This is a genomic window from Kitasatospora sp. NPDC096077, assembly GCF_040303245.1.
GTDB lineage: Bacteria > Actinomycetota > Actinomycetes > Streptomycetales > Streptomycetaceae > Kitasatospora.
In genome coordinates this window covers 90,680-110,117 of record NZ_JBEOSV010000020.1, presented here as the reverse complement: position 1 = coordinate 110,117, position 19,438 = coordinate 90,680, and the positions used below count along the sequence as shown (strand labels likewise).

The following is a 19,438-nucleotide window of genomic DNA, read 5'->3' as shown; positions in this document are numbered from 1 at the left end:
GGATCAGGCGTCGCCTTCCAGCAGGTGCTGGCGCACCTCCTGGAAGGCCCAGGCCCCGCCGGCCGGGCGGGAGAACACCCAGACCAGGTCGAAACGGTCCGGCCAACTGCTCGGCGCCCCGCTCCCGGCGGCGCCGAGCGCCTCGACGATCCGCGGGATCCGGGAGTGCTCCCAGCAGATCAGCACCGGCTGCGCCCCGGTGAGTGCGGCGCCGGCCAGTTCGGACTCCTGGGACTCGGCGTACGTGGTGTCCACGGTCAGCCCGAGCGCGGCGCCCAGCGGGGTGACGGTCTGCCGCATCCGGTGCGCCCCGGCCATCGGGCCCTGGTCGGTGGCGGCGTAGATCCGGGCGGGGGTGCGCAGTCCGGCCGCGGGCGGGCTGAACAGGGTGGGCAGGGCCTTGGCCCGGTCCCAGCCGCGCTGGGTGAGGGACTTGCCGTCGTGCTTGCCGTTCTCGTCCAGTCCGGGCTGGTCGCCGGTGGGCTTCTCGCCGTGCCGGACGATCATCACGAAGGCCGCGCCGCCCGGGTCGCTCGCCCGGGCCGCCGGGGCGTCGGTCTTGTTCTTCTTCTTGCCCGAGGAGCAGCCCGTCAGCGCCAGCGGGGCGGCCAGCATCCCGGTGAGCAGCAGGCGTCGGGTGGGTCGGACGGTCACTCGGCGCCCCGCTCCAGCCGGACCAGGGCGTCGATCGCGACGCCGGTCAGGGCGTTGCGGTGCCCTGGTTCGTCACCGACCGTCCGGTGGACGCGTTCGGCCCGCACGGTGCGCAGGTGGTGGTCGGCGAGGTCGGCGAGGACGTCCTCGGGGGTGAACAGCACGGCCGGGTCCTGCGGGCCGCCGACACCATCGGTGAGGTTGCTGAGATCGTGCCCGATCACCAGCAGGGTGCCGCCGGGGGCGAGGGCCTCGGCGGCGCGGCGCAGAGCCGCCCGGCGGTCCTGGGCGGGGAGTTGGAGGTAGGCGACCAGGACGAGGTCGTAGCCGGTGGCGGGGAGGTCGAAGGCGCGGGCGTCGCCGTGCCGCCAGGTGAGGCGGTCGGCGACCTCGTCGGGCAGTTCGGCGGTGAGCCGTTCGGCGCGTTCCAGGGCGACGGCGGAGAAGTCGAGACCGGTGACCTCCCAGCCCCGGGCGGCCAGCCAGATGGCGTTGCGGCCCTCGCCGGCGGCGAGGTCGAGGGCGTGGCCGGGGGCGCGCCCGGTCAGTTCGTCGACGACCCAGCGGTTGGGCGCGGCACCCCACACCAATTCGCTCGCGGCGTAGCGGTCGTCCCAGCCCTGACTGTCCATGCGCTCCTCCGTTCGGCGGGCCTGTTCCGTCCTGGTCAACCTACCGGTCCACCGCCGTTCCCGGCCCGGGGTGGTCCAGGAGGTGGACACCGCGGACCGGCACCCTTGACGGCGAATATTGGTCCAGTCCAATCTGTTCAGTCGTGACGCGCACGGAGCACCCGGCCGGTCGTGTCCACGCACGGCTCCCGTCCGTACCCGTCCACACCTGTCAACACCCGTCAGCACCGTTCGACCCGCCCGCGCGCCCCCACCGCGCCCGGGCCGGCTCCCCACGGCCCGTCCGGGCCACGCACCGCCGGAACCCCCACACATCCGGAGGACACCCCGCATGCACGACCGCGTCCTGCCCGCACGGCCCGAGCCCGCCGAGGGGCCCGCCGCCCGCCGGGCCACCCGGCGCAGACGGGCCACCGCACTGGCCCTGGCCGCCACGCTGACCACCAGCGGCGCCGCCCTCGCCCTCACCTTCGGCTCCGCCTCCGCCTCCCCCGTCAACCTGCTGGCCAACGGCGACTTCGAGACCGGCACCCTGGCCGGCTGGAGCTGCAGCAACGGCTCGGTCGTCACCACCCCGGTGCACGGCGGGAGTTACGCGCTCAGCGGCGCCGCCTCGGGTTCCGACACCGCGCAGTGCCAGCAGACCGTCGCCGTCCAGCCGAACACCACCTACACCCTGTCCGGTTGGGTGCAGGGCAGCTACGTCTACCTGGGCGCCACCGGGACCGGTGTCAACGCCTCCAGCTGGACGCCCGGCGGGACCGGCTGGAACCAGCTGAGCAGCACCTTCACCACCGGCGCCGGCACCAGCTCGGTCACCGTCTTCACCCACGGCTGGTACGGCACCGGCACCTACTACGCGGACGACCTCAGCCTGACCGGACCGGGCGGACCGACCTCCTCGGGCAGCCCGACGGCCTCGGGCAGTCCCACCGCCTCCACCAGCCCGACGGCCTCGGGCAGCCCGACCGCCACCGGCTCCCCCAGCGGCAGCCCGACCGGGTCCCCCAGCGGCAGCCCGACCGGCAGTCCGACCGGCAGTCCGACCGCGACCGCCACCGCGAGCGGCCCGGCCGGAGACGGCCAGGTCACCACCCCGACCGGCGTCACGGTCAGCAAGGTCACCTCCGGCGCCGTCGTGCTCAACTGGCAGCCCTCCACCCTGAACAGCGGGGACGGCCCGGTCGCCTACAAGGTGTGGTCCAACGGCCAGCTGGTCGCCACCTCGATGGGCACCTCGGTCGCGGTCAGCTCGCTGCTGCCCGGCCAGGGCTACACCTTCAGCGTCCAGGGCTACTCCGGCGGCCACGCCTCCGCCCAGTCCGCCCCGGTGAGCACCACCACCGCCGCCGCGCCCGCCCGACAGCCGGTCCGCGCGGCCTACTTCGACCAGTGGGGGATCTACGAGAACGCGTACTACCCGAAGAACGTCGACACCAGCGGCGCCGCGAACAAGCTGGACGTCGTCCACTACGCCTTCGCCAACATCGACCCCTCCAGGTTCACCTGCTTCCAGACGGTGAAGGCCTCGGACTCGGCCAACGACTCCGACCCCAACGCCGGCGACGGCGCGGGCGACGCCTACGCCGACTACCAGGACGGCTACACCTCCTCGAACAGCGTGGACGGCAGCACCGACGGCTGGGACCAGCCGCTCAAGGGCAACTTCAACCAGCTGCGCCAGCTCAAGGCCAAGTACCCGAACCTGCGCTTCACCATCTCGATCGGCGGCTGGACGTACTCCAAGTACTTCTCGGACGCGGCCGCCACCGACGCCTCCCGGAAGGCCTTCGCCTCCTCCTGCGTCGACATGTTCCTCAAGGGGAACCTGCCGACCGGCGTGGCCGGTGACGCCTCCGGCGGTCCGGCCTCGGCGGCGGGCATCTTCGACGGCATCGACATCGACTGGGAGTACCCGGGCTCGGCGGGCGGCCACACCGGCAACCACTACTCCCCCGCCGACAAGCAGAACTACACCCTGCTACTCAAGGAGTTCCGCACCCAGCTGGACGCGCTGGGCGCCGCCCAGGGCAAGCGCTACCTGCTGAGCGCCGCGCTGCCCAGCGGCCAGGACAAGATCGCCCAGCTGGAGACCGACAAGATCGGCGCCTACCTGGACTACGCCGACGTGATGTCCTACGACATGCACGGCTCCTGGGACGCCAAGGGCCCGACCAACCACCAGGACCCGCTGCACGACAGCCCGGCCGACCCGACCACGCCGATCGCGCCCGGCACCCGCAAGTACAACGTGGACACCACGCTCGCCGCGTACACCACCGGCCTGCCCGAGTACGGCATCCCCGGCGGCTTCCCGGCGAACAAGATCGTGCTCGGCATCCCGTTCTACTGGCGCGGCTGGACGGGCGTCCCGGCCGGCTCGAACTACGGCCTGTACCAGAGCGCGACCGGTCCCACGGCCGCCAAGCCGCTCAGCCAGGAGGCCGGGCTGGCCGCCTGGAAGGAGCTCAACCCGACCGCCGCGCAGACCCATTGGGACCCGGTGACGCAGAGCAGCTGGGTCTACGACGGCACCAACTTCTGGACCGGCGACACCCCGCAGGCCGTCCAGGCGCGCGGGTCCTACGCCAAGGACAAGGGGCTGGGCGGCCTGTTCGCCTTCTCCCTGGAGAACGACGACGCCGCCGGCACCATGCTCAACTCGATGGACGGCAGCCTGCGCTGACGGATCGTCAAGCTCGTGCGCCGGTGGCCCCGTTCGGGGCCACCGGCGCCACCCGTTCCACGGTCGCTCAGCTCTTGAGGTTGAGCGAGGGGAAGAGATCGGTGAACGGTTGGGTGGTGACCGAGACGCTCCGGGCGAACGGATCGTCGAAGTCCCAGATCATGAACAACAGGAAGGCGATCAGCAGGCTGAAGCAGGCCGCCAGGATCAACTCCCTCGGCGTGCACCGGATCTGCAGCGCGAACAGCATGCCGAGGGTCACCACCGCCCCGCCGATCAGCCCGAACCACACCACCCCCGGCATGGTCGGCCCGGCGTTCTGGCCGCGCTGGTTGCGGGCGTCGGAGGCCTGGCTGATCAGGTCGGTCATCGGCTGGTAGGCCTGGGACTCCAGGTCGGAGGCCGGCGGCCGACTGACCACCTCGTTCTGGATCTTGTCCAGCAACTCGGTGCCCTTGTCGGTGATCTCGCCGTGCTTGCCCATGTAGTCCCACTCGACGTTCACCACGTAGGTGACGTAGGCGTCGACATCGGCCCGGACCTGGTCGCGGAACTCGGCCGGGTAGACCACGGCCCGGTCGCTCACCTCCCGCAGCGACTGGGCCTCGCGGAACAGGTCGTCCTGGGCGGCGCCGCGCGCCTCCCAGACACCCGCGATGGCGAGACCGAGGACGATCGCGTAGACCACGCCGATCATCATCGTGATGTACTCGATGACGTCGGGCGTCTCGTCGACGTTCTCCTCGACGCCGGCCCGGCGCCGCAGCACCACCACCGCCAGCACGACGGCGCACGCGGCCAACAGCGCGATGATCAGCATCACCCACTCGGACATGGGAACTCCCTTCTCTGGCTTGGCTTGTGACGTGACAGGGGAAGCCCGTGGCTCGACCGGATCGTCGAGCCCGGGAATCGTCGGAACGTGCGGGCCCGCGAGGGCCCGGGGCCCGTCGGGACCCGGAGGCCGTCAGGACCCGGAACGACCGCGGCCTCGTCCGCCGCCGCGACCCGGGCGCAGCGCGGCCGCCGCGAGAACGCCGGGGACCATGATCAGCAGCAGCGTGGTGGTCGTCGAACCGCCGTGGTGGTGCTGCGCGACGGGCACCGGCTTGGTGGCATGGACCTTGAACACCGGCTGCGGCGCGGGGGTCGGCCAGAGCGGGCTCGGCCGGGCCGGGCTCGGCAGCACCGGACTGGGCGCCACCACCGCTGGGGCCGTGGGCGCGTCGGGCACCGCCGGGACCGGCACCACGGCGGGCGGCGGGGCCTGCGCGACCGGGGCCGCCGGTGCGGCGGGTGCCGGAACTGCGGGCGCTGCCGGGGCCGGGGCGGCCGGCGCGGGGGCGGGGGCCGGGGCTGGCGGCGGAGGTGCCTGCGGCGGTGCCGGGGGTGACGCGGGCGGACTGGGCGCCGGGGTCGGGCTGGGGGGCGCCACGGTCGGGGACGGCGTGGGGGTGGGCGTGGGGCTCGGACTCGGACTCGGACTGTGCGTAGGCGTCGGGGTGGGCGTAGGCGTTGGGGTGGGTGTGGGGCTGTGCGTGGGCGTCGGGGTGGGAGTCGGCGTGGGGCTGTGCGTAGGCGTAGGCGTCGGAGTGGGCGTAGGTGTCGGGGTGGGTGTGGGAGTCGGGGTGGGTGTGGGGCTCGGGCAGGGGTGCGGGTGGTGATGATGGTGGTGATGGTGGTGGTGCCCGCCGTGCTCCTCGTCCGGCCACCCCTCCTCCGGCCGGAGCCCGGCCGTGGCCGAGCCCGAGGGCGCCGCCGGCAGTGGCACCGCCGCGTCCCGGTGGTGGCACGGGTGGTGGTGCTCGTGCGGGGGCCTGGGCCCGTGGTGGCGGCCGATGTCGGGGGCGACGGTCACGCCGACCTGGACGTCCACGTCCACCCCGACGTCCACGTTCCCGCCCGGGCCGACCGTGGTCGACACGTCCGCATCGGTGCACACACAGGTGTCGACGGCCGTGCCGTGCGGCTGTCCGCCGGGGTGCTCGGCGCCGGAGGCGGTGGCGCCACCGACCAGGGCGCACATCGCCACCACACCGACCGCCGCGCCGATCAGCCGCACCCGCCGTCCGGGGGCCGCGCCCCCGCCGCCGTGCCGCGGTATCCGTCGGATTTGCCGGCGCTGCGGCATGGGCTCCACACACCTCTCGGGTCGCCTGGGGAGAGCGGACGGGACTCGGGCTGATCCGTCGACGGAAAGGGGCAACAGCGGTCGGGACCGGATCGGGACCGATCGGGTACGACCGTGTGCGTGCAGACGTGATCAGGCGGACGGCCCACCTGCGGGGGCGGGCCGTCCGTCATCAGGTGAAACGATCTTCGCGCCGCCCGGTTACGGCCTGCGCGCGTTGTTCTGCGGGCTCACGTACCGCACGCTACGGGCTCAAGTGCCGCCCGCGGCGGGCTCAGTGGCGGCGGTGCGCGATCTCGACGTTCTCCAGCACGCCGACCGCGTCCGGCACCAGGATCGCGCAGGAGTAGTAGGCGCTGACCAGGTAGGAGATGATCGCCTTCTCGTCGATCCCCATGAAGCGGACCGAGAGCGAGGGCTGGTACTCGTCCGGCAGCCCGGTCTGGTGCAGGCCGATGACGCCCTGGTTGTCCTCACCGGTACGGATCACCAGGATCGAGCTGGTGTTCTCCTTGGTGATCGGGATCTTGCTGCACGGCAGGATCGGGACGCCGCGCCAGGCCGGCACCTGCTGGCCGCCGAGGTCGACGTGCTGCGGGTAGATGCCCCGGGCGTTGAACTCGCGGCCCATCGCGGCGATGGCCTTGGGGTGGGCCAGCAGGTAGTCGGGGTCACGGCGGCGGTTGAGCAGCTCGTCCAGGTCGTCCGGGGTGGGCGGGCCGGAGTGGGTCTGGATCCGCTGGTCGAAGTCGGCGTTGTGGAGCAGGCCGAACTCCGGGTTGTTGATCATCTCGTGCTCCTGGCGCTCGCGCAGGGCCTCGATGGTCAACCGGAGCTGGTGCTCGGTCTGGTTCATCGGCTGGTTGTACAGGTCGGCGACGCGGGTGTGGATCTTGAGCACGGTCTGCGCGACGCTCAGCTCGTACTCACGCGGCTTGAGCTCGTAGTCCACGAAGGCGCCGGGCAGCTCGTACTCGCCGTGGTGGCCCGCCGACATGGCGATCTCGGCCTCACCGCGCTCGTTCTGCGCCTGCAGCGGCAGGGTCAGGAACTCCTCCAGGTGCGTCTGGAGGCTGGGGGCGTTCTCCCGGATGCGGTCGAAGTCGGCCCGGCTCAGGGTGAGGGCGACGCCGGAGGTGGCGGTCTTCGCGGTGTACTCCCAGACGGCGTCCGGGTTCAGCAGCGCGTCGTCGCCGAAGCGGTCGCCGTCACCGGCCACGCCGACCACGGTCTCGTCACCGTACTTGCCGGTGCCGATCTTGTTGATCTTGCCGTGGGCGATCAGGAAGATCCGGTCGGCCGCCTCGCCCGTGGTGGTGAGCACCTCGCCGGGGCCGAAGTCGCGCTGCTGGCAGCGGTCGGCGAGGGCGGTGAGCACCTCCTCGTCCTCGTAGCCGCGCAGCAGGGCGAGCTCACCCAGCTCCTGCGGGATGACGCGGACCTGGGAGCCGGTCTTGATGAACTCCACCACGCCGTTGCCGACGGTGTAGGTGAGCCGGCGGTTCACCCGGTACGCGCCACCGTGGGCCTCGACCCACGGGAGCACCTTGAGCAGCCAGCGGGAGGTGATCTCCTGCATCTGCGGGGCGGACTTGGTGGTGGTGGCAAGATTGCGGGCAGCTGCCGTCGCAAGGCTCTGCTGCCGGTCCTGCTGTGTCTCCGGGCTCGTGTCCACGGGCATCGGCAGGGTCTCCATTCGTGTGGTCGGATCGCGCGGACAGGGCCGTTCCGCTCCGCCCTGGGCGCGAGCCGCTACGGATCATCAGATCCGCGAACTGGTGGGGAAGTTGGCGAGTTTCGAGAACCGACCGCCATCGCCCGGCGGCCCATCCGGAACCCTAGATCACCAGAACCCGACCGAGGCCGTACGGCGGCCGACTACCCCCCGATAGGGTGAATCTCCGCCCATCCGCCCCCGCGCGCGCCTTCTCACCTGAACATCCGTTCGCGCCCGCCGGGCCGCCCCCGACGGCCTCCCCGACCCGTCGGCGGAACCACCGCCCCGGTCCGCCCTCGCGTCAACCCGCCGCACCGTCCAGCCGCGCAGCCACCGCCCCAGCCGTCGCAGCCGCGCGGCCGCCGCCCCGGCCGTCCCGGGACGCGGACATACGAAAAGGCCCGTCAGGTGCCGGTACGGGGGTGGCCGGCACCTGACGGGTGCATGGGGGCGGCGGCGGCCGGGGCCGCGCCGCGGGCGGGGTCGGCGGGTCAGCAGGCCACCTGGGGGCCGGCGATGCCGAGGATGCCGGAGTTGCTGGCCAGGCCGCCCTTGTACTCGTAGTACAGGTACGAGTACAGGTCGATCCGGACGCCGGGGCCGCAGGCGGAGTCGGGGGCCACGGTGTAGGTGACCGTGAAGCTGCTGCCGGCGCCGGGGGCGAGCGGGACGTCGTAACGGGCGATGCCGCCGTGCACGTTGTCGCTGCAGCCGTTGGTCTGGGTGCCGCAGGCGGTGGCGCTGAACTTGAGCCCCTGCTCCTGGCTGGTCCCGTAGGTCGGCTGGACACTCTGGTAGACGAACTGGATGGGGGTGTCGTACGGGTTGGTGAGCGTCAGGGTCAGCGTGAACTCACCGCCCCGGCCGATGGTCTGACGGTCGGAGACCGCCGTCAGGGGCAGCTGGCCGTCGGCCCGGGCGGGTGCCGCCGACAGCAGCAGGCCGGCGGCGAGGGCCGGGCACACGGCGAGCGCGGCCCGGCTCAGATGTGTTCTGCGCATGACCATGGAGCGTAGGGGTCGGCGCCGCCGGGGTTACCGGGCTCGGGCCCGAGCCGTACCGACACACGAGCGGCGGGCGGACGCCGGTGACCGATCGACCGCGTTCCGCGCCCGGCGGAACCTCCGCTGCCCTATCCTTCGCCCCCACGCGCGGCCGGACCCGCAGCCGGGCGACCGGACCCGCACCCCGCTCAGGCCGGCGGCGGCAGGATGTCGCACAGCGCCCGGATCGCCGCCGGGTAGCCGTGGTCCGGCGGCGTCGCGTAGCCGACCACCAGTCCGTCGACGGCGGGCATCGCCTCCGCGGTGATCGCCGGATGGCGGTAGTCCGCGAGGCCCTCCACGGCCAGACCCCGGTAGACGGCGGCCTTGAGCACGGAGCGTTCGGTGCCCGGGGCCAGCCGCAGCACGGCGTGCAGGCCGGCCGCGATGCCGGACACCTCGACCTGCGGGGCGTGCTCGGCCAGCGCGGCCACCAGCTGGTCCCGGCGGTCCCGGTAGCGGCGGCGCATCCGGCGCACGTGCCGGTCGTAGCCGCCGGAGTCGACGAACTCGGCGAGGGTCAGCTGGTCCAGGGCGCTGGCCCAGCCCTCGCGTTCGCCCTTGGCCGCGAGCACCCGGTCGACCAGGTGCTCCGGCAGCACCAGCCAGCCGAGGCGCAGCGCCGGGCTGAGGCTCTTGCTGGCGCTGCCGAGGTAGACGACCCGGTCGGGGTCCAGCCCCTGGACGGCGCCGACCGGCTGGCGGTCGTAGCGGAACTCCCCGTCGTAGTCGTCCTCCAGGACGAGTCCGCCGTGCCCGCGCGCCCAGTCGATCACGGCGGCGCGGCGCCCGGCGTGCAGCGGGCCGCCGGTCGGGAACTGGTGGGCGGGCGTGAGCAGGACCGTGCGCAGCTCCGGGTGGCGCGCCAACTCCTCGACCCGGGCGCCCTGTTCGTCGATCGGCAGCGGGACGGTCCGGACCCCGGCGGCGGCCAGCAGGCCGCGGTGGAAGCCCAGTCCGTAGGCCTCCACGGCCAGCGGCCCGCGCTCGGCGGGCGGCAGGACGGGCGCGGCGCCGTCGAAGAGCAGCCGCAGCCCGTGGGCGAAGCCGGAGCAGATCACGATCCGGTCGGGGTCGGTGCGCACCCCGCGGGCCCGGGCAAGGTAGTCGGCGAGGACGGTGCGCAGCTCGCGCCGGCCCTGGGGGTCGCCGGGTCCGAAGGCCTCGTTGGGGGCGGCGGTGAGGGCCCGGCGGGCGGCGGCCAGCCAGGCGGTGCGGGGGAAGGAGGAGGCGTCGGGCTGGCCCTGGCGCAGGTCGTGCACGGGTCCGGGCCGGGGCGCGGGGCGGCGGGCCCGGGCGGGCGGGACGGGTGCGGCGCGTTCGGCGACGGTGGTGCCGGAGCCCTGGCGGGCGGTGAGCCAGCCCTCGGCGACGAGTTCGGCGTAGGCCTCGGCGGCCGTGTTGCGGGCCAGGCCGAGGTCGGCGGCCAGGGTCCGGTACGGCGGCAGTCGGGTGCCGGGGGCCAGTCGGCCGCTGCGGATCGCCTCGCGCAGGGCGGCCATCAGCGCGGCGCGGCGGCCGCCGGTGGCGGGCAGGTCGAGGTGGAGGTCGTTGCCGGTCGGGTGGGGCGGCTCGGCGGGGTGCGCGCCCGGCGGTTCCGTCATGGTCACGCACCCTACCCGCCGCTCCGACGCCGCCCGGCGGGCGGGCCCTGGGCCCCTCACCGCCGCCGGGCCGCCGGACCCTACGGGACCACGGTGACCGGCCAGCGGCCCGCCTTGACCAGCCGGACCGCGACCGATCCGATCACCTTGTGCCCGGCCTGTTCGGAGACACCGACCACCACGGCGTCGGCCCGCAGCTCGTCGGCGAGCTTGGCGAGGCCTGTGTAGGGGTCGCCGCGCATGGTGAGGAAGCGCCATTCCACCCGCCAGACCTCGCGCACCCGCTCCTGGGCCTCGCGCAGCGCGGCCAGCAACTCGTCGGCGATCTCCTGGGTGGTCTCCTCCACCGCGGCCCCGGCCAGCGCGGTCGCGGCGCCGAGTATCGGCTGGACGTAGGCCACGGCCAGCACGGCGCCCTGTCGGCGGGCGAGGCCGGCGGCGTAGGCGGTGGCGCGCCAGGAGGAGTCGGAGCCGTCCAGTCCCGCCAGGACCACCTTGGGTCCGTCCGTCCCCAGTTCGAAGCCGGTCGGGGCGACGGCCGTCCCGTGGTCCCCGTCCCCCTGGTGCCACCCGGCCTGCGGGCGGCCCGCGTCGTCGACGGCCCCTGCGTCCGTCGCATCGCTCTCGTTGCTCATGGGCCGAAGGCTATGCCCGCCACCGGGGGTGGTGGCAGCGGGCACTCCGGGTGACGACTGTGGCGCGGGCCACCCGGGCGGGTGCGCGGGGCCGTCGTTCCGGCACCCGGGGTCGGGTGGACCGTCACGCGCTGTCGACGGTGTGCCCGGCCTCACAGCGCCTCCGGGGTGACGGGGGCCACTTCCCTGGGTGGTTTGATCTTGGAAAGAGGTGTAAATCAGGCGAAATTACCTTATTTTCGTGATCGCTACCTGCGGTAACAGGCCTCTGACGTGCACCGACCTGGGAATCCTTGAAACCGCCACGACCTCCCCCGTACCTTCGAACCCGTTGCACCGAGCGACTCCGCTCCGGCCGGGCCACACAGCCCCCGGACAGGAACGGTGCCTGACCACGCGAGCCACGCGTCCACGAAACCGACGGCCCTCCGAGGGCCTGGTTCCGCACGCTCGCAGACCCCCTCCGAAAGGAACCGCATGACCTTCCGTAACGAGACCGCCGCTGCCACCACCACTGCCACCCCGAAGCGCCGCAACCGCGTCCGGATGGCTCTGATGGCCGGGGCGGTCACCGCCCTCCCGGTGGCCGGCCTCGTCGCGGCCACCAGCGCCTCGGCCGCCCCGGCCACCGTCTGGGACAAGGTCGCCCAGTGCGAGGCCACCGGCAACTGGGCTGTGAACTCCGGCAACGGCTTCTACGGCGGCCTGCAGTTCACCTCCAGCACCTGGGCCGCCTTCGGCGGCACCGCCTTCGCCCCGCAGGCGCACCAGGCCTCCAAGGCCCAGCAGATCGCGATCGGCGAGAAGGTCCTCGCCGCCCAGGGCCCCGGCGCCTGGCCGATCTGCTCCGTCAAGGCCGGCCTGGGCAAGTAAGCCCCGCCGCACGCACGCACTCACGCACGAAGCCGCCGCACCCCGAGGGTGCGGCGGCTTCGTCGCGTCACCGGCCGCCCGGCACCGCCCGGATGCAGCTCGGGTACTGCTCGGGTACTGCTCAGGTGCTGCTCAGGTGCTGCTCAGGTGCTGCTCAGACGGCGACCGTACGGCCCAGATGGGCCAGCAGCCGCAGGTGCACCGGGGCGTCCTCGGGGACCAGGGCCTCCGGGCCGAAGACGCCGGGGACCCGGTAGGGCTCGACGCCCAGCTCCCGGATCGCGGCCAGCAGGCCCGCCAGCAGCTCGGGGTCCAGCAGGTTCTCCTGTCCGGTCGCCACCGCCAGGTCGGCGCCGTGCACCGCCAGCTCGGTCAGGTGCACGGTGGCGGCGAACTCCCCCGGCAGCTCACCGATCGCGACGGCGAGGGTGCGGTCGAGCGCCCCGGGCCGGCGCCAGGCCGCCAGGTCGGCCGCCGCCGCGGCCCGGTAGGCGGCCACCGGGTCGTCCCCCAACCAGTCGCCCCCGGGCGCCTTGCCGGGGTCGGTGCCGGTCAACTGGCCGACGTAGCGGCCGATCCCGCCCACCAGGTGGTTCACCAGGGCGGTGACGTCCCACTCCGCGCAGGGGGTGGGCAGCTTCCACTGCTCCGCCCCGATGCCCGCGATCACGACTCCGGTCGTGGCGGCGGCGCGCTCGATCTGCTCGACGACGGGGTGGCGCGGCATGGCGGCGATCTCCGTTTCCTTCTGACGGTCGGTCATGTCGCCGATGATGACAGCCTTTTAGGTCACCCCGTGCCCCGGCCCCGCATCCACCCCGAGGACGGCCGTCGGCCGGTCAGGCCGGTCAGGCCGGTCAGGCCGGTCAGGCCGGTCGATCCGGTCGATCCGGTCAGGCCGGTCGGTCCGGGAGCGGCAGCGGGAGGGCGGGCAGGCCGTCGATGCTGGTGCCCACGTACGGCTTGCGCTCGCAGTAGGCGTTGAACTCCTCCTCGCCCTTGCGGTCGAAGTACTGGGCGTGCAGGTCCCGGTCGGCGCGGTAGTCCATGAACGGCACCGCGTAGCCGCAGGAGTCGCTGACCCGCTCCGCGTGGACCAGCACGATCGCCCGCAGTCCGGCGCCGTCCGCGCCGGGCTCGAAGCGGGCGAACAGCTCGGCGAAGCGCGGGTCGTCGCGGAAGACCGGCTCGCCCCGGCCGTGCACCCGGACCACGGTGGGCGGGCCGTCGAAGGCGCACCACATCAGGGTGATCCGGCCGTTCTCCCGCAGGTGGGCGACGGTTTCGGCCTGTGAGCCGCCGAAGTCCAGGTAGGCGAGGGTGAGTTCGTCGAGGACGGCGAGGGTGCCGGAACGGCCCTTGGGCGACAGGTTGACGTGTCCGTCGGCGGCCAGCGGTGCGGTCGCCACGAAGTAGACGGGCTGGCGTTCGATGAACTGCCGCAGCCGGCCGTCGATGCTTTCGTACTGTTTCCCCATGTCCGCCATTGTGCCCCCGTCTCGCTGAGCGAGAAAGGGATTCCACCCACCGAGACGGACGCCACGCCCGGACGCCGGGCCCGGCCGCTCCGGAGAGGGGAGCCGCCGGGCCCGGCGGGCGCGTCACCGGCTCAGGTAGACGCTGTCCATGAACTCGATGATCTGCTGGTCCGTCAGCCGGTGGCCCTCACGGTGGCCCATCGCCAGGTCGGCCTCGCTGATCATGCCGACCAGCCGCTCGCCGTCGATCACCGGGATGCGCCGGATCTGGTGCTGCTCCATCTTCTTGAGCACCACCTCCATGCTGTCCTCGGCCCGCACGCAGTGCAGGTGCCCGGCCAGTTCGATGGCCGTCATCCGGGCCGGGTCCTTGCCCTCGGCGAGACAGCGCACCACGATGTCGCGGTCGGTGATGATGCCGTGCAGCTTCTGGTCGTCGCCGCAGATCGGCAGCGCGCCCACGTCCTTCTCGCGCATCATCCGCGCGGCCTCGTCCAGGGTCTGGTGGGCGCCGATGCACTGGGCGCCGGTGTGCATGATGTCTCGGGCAGTGGTCACGGGGACTCCTTCGTCGGTGTTACCCCCCGACGGTCCTCCCCCTCGCGGCGCACCGCGGCTGCGCGGGGTGACCGTGCCCTCACCATAGGCACCCGCGCTCCCGCCCGCGACCCCGGGCGCCGATACTGGACCACGTGACCACGCAAGCCACCGGGGCGGTCGACGAGGCCGTCCACGCCCGGCCCGCCGCGGCGCTGCGCCCGTACGTGGCCTGGTACTCGGGCTACCGGCAGCGCGGCCTGGCCCCCGCCGTGCACCGCGGCCTGCCGTCCCCGTACCTGACCTTCATCCTCACCCTGGACGAGCCGCTGGTGATCGTCGGCCACCCCGATCCGGCGCAGCCGCCGGGCAGTTACCCCACGCTGCTCAGCGGCCTGCACACCTCCCCCGCGCTGATCACCCACGAGGGCGCCCAGTCCGGGGTGCAGATCGCCGTGCACCCGCTCGCCGCCCGGGCGCTGTTCGGGCTGCCCGCCGGGGAGTTGGCCGGGATCGACCTCCCGGCGGAGCAGTTGCTCGGGCGGCTCGGCCCGCTCCTGCACGAGCGGCTCCGGGCGGCCGACGGCTGGGCGGAGCGGTTCGCGGTGCTGGACTCGGCGCTGCTGCGGACCGCTCGGCCGTCCGGGCGGGTGCCGCCGGAGGTGGACTGGGCCTGGCGGGCGCTGCGCCGCAGCGGCGGCGCGCTGCCGGTGGCGGAGCTGGCCCGGGAGACCGGGTGGAGCGCCCGGCACCTCCAGGAGCGGTTCCGCCGGGAGACCGGGCTCACCCCGAAGGCGGCCGCCCGGGTGATCCGCTTCGACCGGGCCCGGCACCTGCTCGCGGCCGGGTCGCCGCCGCCCCGGCTGGCGGAACTGGCCGCCCGCTGCGGCTACTTCGACCAGGCGCACCTGGCCCGGGAGTTCCGCGCGCTGGCCGGCGCCGCACCGAGCGCCTGGCTGGCGGCGGAGGGCCCGGAGGAGGGGAAGCTGTTCCCAAACGTCCAAGGCGGGACGGGCGCGGCCGCTGCAGAGTGGGAGGCGTGAGCACCCGAACCGAGGAGTGATCGTCATGGACACCGAGACCCCCGCACCGCAGGTCTGGCCCACCCTGCGCGCCACCGACGCCCGGGCCCTGATCCGCTTCCTGTCGGACGCCTTCGGCTTCCAGGAGGTGGTCAGCTACGGGGAGGGCGACTTCGTCTCCCACGCCGAGCTGGCCTGGCCGGAGGGCGGCGGCGTGATGCTCGGCTCGGTGCGCGAGACCGCGCCGGGCCAGTGGCGCGGCGAGCCGGGCGGCTTCAGCGCGTACGTGGTCACCGCCGACCCGGACGGCGTGCACGCCCGGGCGGTCGCCGCCGGGGCCCGGATCACCACCGGGCTGACCGAGACGGACTACGGCTCGCGGGACTTCGCGGCCACCGACCCGGAGGGCAACCACTGGTACTTCGGCACCTACCCGGGCGCGCCCCGGCCCGCCCCGGCGCCGTAACGCCCGGCCGCGCGCCGTAACGCCCGGCCCCGCGCCGGCCACCGGCCCCGGGGCGGCGAGCGCCGTCCCGGGGCAGACTGGCTGCGGGGGCCACCCCCGGGAGCCTTCGGAGGCCGCCGATGCCACAGCTGACGGTGGACGGACGCACCGTCGCCCTGTCCCACCTCGACAAGGTGTACTACCCGAGCATCGGCACCCCCAAGGGCGAGGTGCTGCGCTACTACGCCGCCGTGCACACCGCCCTGCTCCCCCACCTGCGCGACCGCCCGGTGTCCTTCCTGCGCTGCCCGGACGGCGTCGAGGCGGAGGTGTTCGTCGCCAAGAACGCGCCGCCCGGCACCCCCGACTGGGTGCGCACGGTGGACGTGCCGACCAGCGGCGAGCGGCTGCGCCAGGTGGTCCTGGAGGACGGCGCGGCGCTGCTCGCGCTCGCCAACCTGGGCTGCCTGGAGCTGCACGTCCCGCAGTGGCACGCCGCCGCGCCCGGCCTGGCCGACCGGCTGGTGCTGGACCTCGACCCGGGCGACGGCGCCACCGTCCTGACCTGCCGGGCGGTGGCGCTGCTGCTGCGCGAGCGGCTGGCCGCGGACGGGCTGTCGGCCTGGGTGAAGACCTCCGGTTCCAAGGGGCTGCACCTGCTGGTGCCGATCGAGCCCACGCCCAGCGCCGAGGTCTCCGGCTACGCCAAGGCGCTGGCCGCCGCCCTGGAGACGGCACACCCGGAGCTGGTGGTGCACACCATGGCCAAGGCCCGGCGCCGGGGCCGGGTGCTGGTCGACTGGTCGCAGAACAACGCCAGGAAGACCACCGCCGCCCCCTACACGCTGCGCGCCCGCCCGCTGCCGACGGTCTCCACCCCGCTGTCCTGGGCGGAGCTGGAACGGGCCCGCGGGGAGGCGGAACTGGTCTTCACGCTCGCCGAGTTGCCCGGCCGGCTGGCGGCGCACGGCGACCTGTTCGCACCGCTGCTGGACCCGGCCGAGGCCCGGCCGCTGCCGGCTCTGCCCTCCGCGCCGCCGCCGCTCCGTACCCAGCAGGCTCAGGTGCTGCGGCCACCCGTCGAGGTGATGCGCCCCGCCGCCGTGCACGCCGTCCCGCCCGTCGACGGGCTGGGCGGCGGCGGTGTGCAGTACGAGCTCAAGCTGGACGGCTTCCGCTGCCTCGCCTTCGCCCGCGGCGAGCGCCCGGCGTTCCTGCAAGCCCGCAGCGGCCGCGACCTCGCGCCCGAGTTCCCGCCGATCGCCGCCGCCGTCGCCCGGCTGCCCGAGGGGCTGGTGCTGGACGCCGAGCTGGTCGCCTGGCGGTCCGGCCGGTTCGCCTTCGAGGAACTGCTGCACAGCCGCCGGGCCCGGGCCGCCGCCCCGGACGTCGCACTCGGGCTGATCGCCTTCGACCTGCTCGCACTGCCCGGCCGGGACGTCCGGCGGCTGCCGCTCACCGACCGGCGCCGCCTGCTGCTAGCCGCCCTGGCCGACGTCCCACCGCCGATCCAGCCGGTCCTGGCCACCACCGATCGGGCGGAGGCGCTGGAGTGGATGGCGGGCCTGGCCGACACCGGCGTGGAGGGTCTGGTCTGCAAGGCCGCGGCCTCCCCCTACCGGGCGCAGGGCGCGGGCCGGGTCTGGGTCAAGTACCGGCGCAGCGACACCGTGGACGCCACCGTCCGCGCGCTCACCGGCCCGGCCGCCCGGCCGCACGCCCTGGTGCTCGGCCTGGACGACGGCCGGGTGCTGCTCACCACTCCACGGCTCACCCCGGTCCAGGCCCGCGAGGTCGCCCGGGCCGCCGGACCGCTGCTGGGCCCGCCCGCGGTCGACCCCGACCACGGCGAGGTGCACCCGCTCACCGGCCCGCTGCGCGCCGAGCTGACCCTCACCGGCCGGCCGCCCACGGCCACCTTCGTCCGCCTGCGCGGGGACTGAGCCGCCGGTCCGGGACTGCGGGGCCTGCGGGACGTTCCGGGTCCGCGGGACGTACCGGGTCCGCGGAGTCCGTCCGGCCCGAACGGCCGTGTCACCGCCGCCGCTTCGCCGCCGCGTGGGCGAACTCGGTGACCAGGGTGTCCTCGAACACCGGCAGGTCGGCCGGCCCGCGGCCGGTCACCAGCGGGCCCGGCCCGTCCCGGCAGACGTGCACCTCCTCGTCGACCCAGTGGGCGCCCGCGTTGAGCAGGTCGGTGCGCAGGCTCGGCCAGGAGGTGAGGGTGCGGCCGCGCAGGGCGCCGGCCTCGATCAGCGTCCAGGGCGCGTGGCAGATCGCCGCGACCGGGCGGCCGGCGGCGCAGCAGTCCCGTACGAAGGCGACGGCCGCCCCGTCCAGCCGCAGCAGGTCCGGATTGGCCACGCCGCCGGGCAGCACCAGCCCGTCGTACCCGGCCGGATCCGCCTCGGCGACCAGGCCGTCCACCGCGAAGGTGTCCCCGAGGGCGTGCTGCCGGACGGCCTGGACCCGCCCCGGGGCGGTGGAGAGCAGCCGCGGGGTGCCGCCGGACTCGGCCACCGCCTGCCAGGCCGAGGCCAGTTGGCGCTGCTCGGCGCCGTAGGGGGCGACCAGGAAGGCGATCGTCCGGCCGGTCAGGGTGGTGGACGGCCAGCCCATGGCTCAGTGCCGGCGGGGGACGGTGAGGTTCTCGGCCGACGGCGGGGCGGTGCCCAGCCGGGCCCGCGGGCAGTCCAGGTGGACGCTGCGGTCCAGGTGGTCGATCCGGGCGACCACGCCGACCGGGACGAGTACCCGGGCGCCCGGCACCCAGGGGGCGGCGTCGACCCGCAGGTGGTCGCCGGCATCCTGTTCGACCCGGCCGAGCGGGCCGTCGGTGCCGTGCACCTCGTACCCGACCAGGCTGAGGTCGGCGGCGGGATGGGAGCCCGGACGGTACTCCCACAGGTCAGTGCTCATCGGGTCACCTCACGCCTCCGGGCGGTCCCAGGGCCGACGTTCGCGGCCTTCGCCCCGGTCCTCGCGGCCATCGCCACGGTCCCGGCGCTCACGGCGTCCGGTCCGCCCGCCCGGCCCGCCGGGCTCGGGATCGATGCCGCCGGCGCCGCGCTCCCGGCGCCGCCGCAACAGCACCGCGGCCGCCACCGACGCCGCCACCGTGGCCGCCCAGACCACCCCGAGGGCGGTCAGCACGGCGGTGGTCGGGGTGCGCACGCCGATGGCCACGCACAGCGACGTCATCACCAGCGCGGTCAGCAGCACCCCCGCCGAGACCCGGTGCCCGACGCCGCGCAGCGCGGCCCGGAACCGGTTCGGCGGGTTCGCCCCCATCGTGCTCAACTTCCGGTCGAGACGCGTGTCCTGGCGCAGATCGGACTCGATCTCCTCAAGGAGCCGCCGCTCCCGTCCGCTCAACGCGGGTCCGTCCATCTCGGTCACCTCCGACACTTCGGGTGACGTGCTCGCACCCGGGCGGTTGCCCGGTACGGGCCGGCGTTAACCGTTCCGGGGGCCGCCGGTTGCGGCGGCCACGCGCCCGAAGGCCCGGGGACGGGCGAGCAGGCTGTCGTCCAGGACACGCAGCAGGGCGGCGGCGTCGCGGTGGACCTCCGCCGCGCCGGCCGCCCGCAGCTCCGGACCGGCGTCCCCGCCGGCCTCCAGGGCGACGCAGGGCACCCCGGCCCGGCGCGCCGCCCGTACCTCGCGCACGCTTCCGGCGACGGCCACGGCGTGCGAGGGCACGCCGTCCACCAGCGCCAGCGCGGCCCGTACCGGGTCGTCGCCGGGGGCGGTCACGGTCAGCGCGGGCGCCCCGGCCGGGCCGGGACCGGTCAGCACGACCGTCCAGCCCCGCGCGGCGCACTCGCGCAGCAGCTCGGCGCCGCCGGGCGGCCGGGGCCGCCAGTCGGTACCGAAGAGAGCCGCCGAGATCACCGTCATGGCCACCGCTCCCGCTTCCGTACTCGGGCCGGTGCGCCGCCCTCCGCGGGCCGCGCACCGGATGCGCCCTTCCAGGTTAGG

20 protein-coding genes and 1 pseudogene are annotated in these 19,438 nt (G+C 74.5%); 6 read left to right on the top strand and 15 right to left on the bottom strand.

Annotation, left to right across the window (positions count from 1 at the left end; all coding sequences use genetic code 11):
* Nucleotides 1-3: 3 nt before the first annotated feature.
* Nucleotides 4-654 carry a hypothetical protein gene (locus ABTZ03_RS19390; protein WP_350514226.1) on the bottom strand — a complete coding sequence of 217 codons (651 nt, stop codon included), beginning with the start codon at nt 652-654 and terminating at the stop codon, nt 4-6.
* On the bottom strand, nt 651-1,286 hold the full coding sequence (locus ABTZ03_RS19385; RefSeq protein WP_350514225.1) for a class I SAM-dependent methyltransferase: 636 nt from the start codon (nt 1,284-1,286) through the stop codon (nt 651-653). Before ABTZ03_RS19385 ends, ABTZ03_RS19390 begins: the two co-directional genes overlap by 4 nt.
* 331 nt (nt 1,287-1,617) lie before the next feature.
* Here ABTZ03_RS19385 and ABTZ03_RS19380 point away from each other — a divergent pair, with 331 nt between their 5' ends.
* Nucleotides 1,618-3,972 (top strand): glycosyl hydrolase family 18 protein, encoded by a 2,355-nt coding sequence (locus ABTZ03_RS19380; protein ID WP_350514224.1) that lies wholly within the window; start codon nt 1,618-1,620, stop codon nt 3,970-3,972.
* A 67-nt stretch (nt 3,973-4,039) separates the two neighbouring features.
* Here ABTZ03_RS19380 and ABTZ03_RS19375 read toward each other — a convergent pair whose 3' ends face one another.
* The 6 genes from ABTZ03_RS19375 to ABTZ03_RS19350 all read right to left on the bottom strand — a co-directional run bounded on the left by ABTZ03_RS19375 (nt 4,040) and on the right by ABTZ03_RS19350 (nt 11,102).
* Nucleotides 4,040-4,807 carry a bestrophin-like domain gene (locus ABTZ03_RS19375; RefSeq protein WP_350514223.1) on the bottom strand — a complete coding sequence of 256 codons (768 nt, stop codon included), beginning with the start codon at nt 4,805-4,807 and terminating at the stop codon, nt 4,040-4,042.
* Nucleotides 4,808-4,939: 132 nt separating this feature from the next.
* Nucleotides 4,940-5,179: a hypothetical protein gene (locus ABTZ03_RS19370; protein WP_350514222.1), complete on the bottom strand. Its 240-nt coding sequence runs from the start codon at nt 5,177-5,179 to the stop codon at nt 4,940-4,942.
* Between the two features lie 1,198 nt (nt 5,180-6,377).
* Complete coding sequence (locus ABTZ03_RS19365) at nt 6,378-7,784, bottom strand: family 2B encapsulin nanocompartment shell protein (RefSeq protein ID WP_350514221.1); 1,407 nt, start codon at nt 7,782-7,784, stop codon at nt 6,378-6,380.
* A gap of 527 nt (nt 7,785-8,311) precedes the next feature.
* A complete protein-coding gene (locus ABTZ03_RS19360; RefSeq protein WP_350514220.1) occupies nt 8,312-8,821 on the bottom strand; it encodes a hypothetical protein in 510 nt (169 codons plus the stop codon).
* A gap of 191 nt (nt 8,822-9,012) precedes the next feature.
* Nucleotides 9,013-10,467 carry a MocR-like pyridoxine biosynthesis transcription factor PdxR gene (pdxR, locus tag ABTZ03_RS19355; protein WP_350514219.1) on the bottom strand — a complete coding sequence of 485 codons (1,455 nt, stop codon included), beginning with the start codon at nt 10,465-10,467 and terminating at the stop codon, nt 9,013-9,015.
* A gap of 80 nt (nt 10,468-10,547) precedes the next feature.
* Nucleotides 10,548-11,102, bottom strand: a complete 555-nt coding sequence (locus ABTZ03_RS19350; protein WP_350514218.1) for a universal stress protein — start codon at nt 11,100-11,102, stop codon at nt 10,548-10,550.
* Between the two features lie 477 nt (nt 11,103-11,579).
* Here ABTZ03_RS19350 and ABTZ03_RS19345 point away from each other — a divergent pair, with 477 nt between their 5' ends.
* Nucleotides 11,580-11,975: a transglycosylase family protein gene (locus ABTZ03_RS19345; protein ID WP_350514217.1), complete on the top strand. Its 396-nt coding sequence runs from the start codon at nt 11,580-11,582 to the stop codon at nt 11,973-11,975.
* Nucleotides 11,976-12,129: 154 nt separating this feature from the next.
* On the opposite strand, the gene ABTZ03_RS19340 is transcribed toward ABTZ03_RS19345, so the two are convergent.
* From ABTZ03_RS19340 to ABTZ03_RS19330, 3 genes are all read right to left on the bottom strand, one after another.
* Nucleotides 12,130-12,738 carry a TIGR03086 family metal-binding protein gene (locus ABTZ03_RS19340; protein ID WP_350514216.1) on the bottom strand — a complete coding sequence of 203 codons (609 nt, stop codon included), beginning with the start codon at nt 12,736-12,738 and terminating at the stop codon, nt 12,130-12,132.
* A 130-nt stretch (nt 12,739-12,868) separates the two neighbouring features.
* Nucleotides 12,869-13,453: a pyridoxamine 5'-phosphate oxidase family protein gene (locus ABTZ03_RS19335; protein WP_350514215.1), complete on the bottom strand. Its 585-nt coding sequence runs from the start codon at nt 13,451-13,453 to the stop codon at nt 12,869-12,871.
* 123 nt (nt 13,454-13,576) lie between these two features.
* Nucleotides 13,577-14,011, bottom strand: a complete 435-nt coding sequence (locus ABTZ03_RS19330; protein ID WP_350514214.1) for a CBS domain-containing protein — start codon at nt 14,009-14,011, stop codon at nt 13,577-13,579.
* Nucleotides 14,012-14,145: 134 nt separating this feature from the next.
* On the opposite strand from ABTZ03_RS19330, the gene ABTZ03_RS19325 reads away from it, so the two are divergent.
* From ABTZ03_RS19325 to ABTZ03_RS19310, 4 genes and pseudogenes are all read left to right on the top strand, one after another.
* A complete protein-coding gene (locus ABTZ03_RS19325) occupies nt 14,146-15,033 on the top strand; it encodes a helix-turn-helix domain-containing protein (RefSeq protein WP_350514213.1) in 888 nt (295 codons plus the stop codon).
* 25 nt (nt 15,034-15,058) lie between these two features.
* Entirely contained in the window at nt 15,059-15,478 is a 420-nt protein-coding gene (locus ABTZ03_RS19320; protein WP_350514212.1) for a VOC family protein, read from the top strand.
* A 119-nt stretch (nt 15,479-15,597) separates the two neighbouring features.
* A pseudogene (gene ligD, locus ABTZ03_RS19315) lies at nt 15,598-16,476 on the top strand (non-homologous end-joining DNA ligase); the annotation flags it as partial.
* 69 nt (nt 16,477-16,545) lie between these two features.
* Entirely contained in the window at nt 16,546-17,400 is an 855-nt protein-coding gene (locus ABTZ03_RS19310) for an ATP-dependent DNA ligase (protein WP_350514252.1), read from the top strand.
* A 91-nt stretch (nt 17,401-17,491) separates the two neighbouring features.
* Here ABTZ03_RS19310 and ABTZ03_RS19305 read toward each other — a convergent pair whose 3' ends face one another.
* From ABTZ03_RS19305 to ABTZ03_RS19290, 4 genes are all read right to left on the bottom strand, one after another.
* Complete coding sequence (locus tag ABTZ03_RS19305) at nt 17,492-18,076, bottom strand: DJ-1/PfpI family protein (RefSeq protein WP_350514211.1); 585 nt, start codon at nt 18,074-18,076, stop codon at nt 17,492-17,494.
* 3 nt (nt 18,077-18,079) lie between these two features.
* Nucleotides 18,080-18,376: a PRC-barrel domain containing protein gene (locus tag ABTZ03_RS19300; protein WP_350514210.1), complete on the bottom strand. Its 297-nt coding sequence runs from the start codon at nt 18,374-18,376 to the stop codon at nt 18,080-18,082.
* 9 nt (nt 18,377-18,385) lie between these two features.
* Nucleotides 18,386-18,847: a hypothetical protein gene (locus tag ABTZ03_RS19295; RefSeq protein WP_350514209.1), complete on the bottom strand. Its 462-nt coding sequence runs from the start codon at nt 18,845-18,847 to the stop codon at nt 18,386-18,388.
* A 66-nt stretch (nt 18,848-18,913) separates the two neighbouring features.
* A complete protein-coding gene (locus tag ABTZ03_RS19290) occupies nt 18,914-19,357 on the bottom strand; it encodes an HAD family hydrolase (protein ID WP_350514208.1) in 444 nt (147 codons plus the stop codon).
* Between the last annotated feature and the right edge of the window lie 81 nt (nt 19,358-19,438).